Genomic DNA, 1,496 nt, shown 5'->3' with positions numbered 1-1,496 from the left:
GCGGTCACGCTGCGCGTAACCACCACACCCGCCGCGCTTAATGCGCCGCTACAGGGCGCGTCCCATTCGCCAATCCGGATATAGTTCCTCCTTTCAGCAAAAAACCCCTCAAGACCCGTTTAGAGGCCCCAAGGGGTTATGCTAGTTATTGCTCAGCGGTGGCAGCAGCCAACTCAGCTTCCTTTCGGGCTTTGTTAGCAGCCGGATCTCAGTGGTGGTGGTGGTGGTGCTCGAGGTTCTGTTCCAGAATATCCAGCGAATGATTCAGATATTCATCACGCTCAGTTTCGTATTCATCATCACGCTCCTGATTCTTCACCCGTTCCGTATTACCGGAAGGCCGGAAAATACCAACAATTCGTGATTCTGGTGCTGCTGGTTCGGCTATCTGCGGCAGCAGTTCAGCAACTTCCAGCGCGTCCATTTGTTTCTGCGCCTTAATGGCTGCTTTCGTCGCAGATTTCAGTTGTTTCTGGCGGCGGCGATATTCACGGCCTGCCGCAGCATCATTAAATGCAACAGGTGCCAGACATTCCGCTTCACAGATAAACCGACCGTCCAGGGTGTAGCAATAAACCGTGCTGTGTAGCTGCTGCGGATCAAACCTGACCACAACTTTTTTCACGCCGGCATTCATTAATGCCATGTTGTAATAAACGTTTTTCGCGCCTTTAAGGGAGCCGCCAACTTTAAGCGTAAACTCGCCTTTGCGTGAAACGTTCACCGCCTCGGCAGGCAGTAACAGCATCCGTTTTTGTTCTTCGGTTGGCTTACGCACAATCGTTCTGGCGTATTCACGCTCGAAAACATCATCAAACGAGAGTTTGCCCCCGCACATTTCTGTTTCACGGCCTGTTCTGGCATTGAACATCGCCACACCTTCGGCAAGGGTTTTCAGAAACAGCTCTGCATCAACAGCGCGGTCGCCATAGTTATCAGGTTTTGCCTGCGGATTTGGCCCCGTATATGCGCCAGCCAGTGCCGGATGCTTATCAACGTATTCCTCAAGCCCACCAACACCGAAAGCACGTTCAACAGGTTTTGCCTGGCCCCAGCCTTTACCGGCAACAACGCTTGTCCAGTGCATTTTCGCCCCCATCAGTAAAAACAGTCCTTTTGGATCGTCCTCTTTTACCTTAAAGCGGTAGCGATTGGGCGCGCCTCCCGTCAGCCATTTATTCGCAGCACCACGGGTGTTATCAATGGTGATGTGAAAATCCTCCGGGATACCGTAGCGAGTCACAACATCCATGAACGAGAGGCGAATTGAATCAATGTTCTCGCTCACATCGCAGCGCCAGCCCAGAATTTTTCGGGTTTTCACATCCTGCCAGAACCATGTTTTCGGACGGATCACATCACCGTTAAACCAGCGTACAAAGACGTTATGCAGATAACCGTCGCCGTTGATCCACTGCATGGCGTCCAGGTGTTCCACAGTTCGCTGCTGTGCCGGTATCAGATGCATCAGTGCATGTTCACCTTCACGACAGGCA

The 1,496-nt window shown here is 52.1% G+C and carries 1 protein-coding gene; it reads right to left on the bottom strand.

From position 1 onward, the window contains the following. Positions 1 to 208: 208 nt before the first annotated feature. A partial coding sequence (locus U9R90_RS36145; RefSeq protein ID WP_411061728.1) for a transposase domain-containing protein occupies positions 209 to 1,496 on the bottom strand: 1,288 nt, incomplete at its 5' end.

The sequence above is a fragment of the Streptomyces sp. E11-3 genome (assembly GCF_046540415.1).
Taxonomy (GTDB): Bacteria; Actinomycetota; Actinomycetes; order Streptomycetales; family Streptomycetaceae; genus Streptomyces.
Note: the sequence above shows the minus strand (reverse complement) of the source record. Positions and strands in the feature narration are given on the sequence as shown.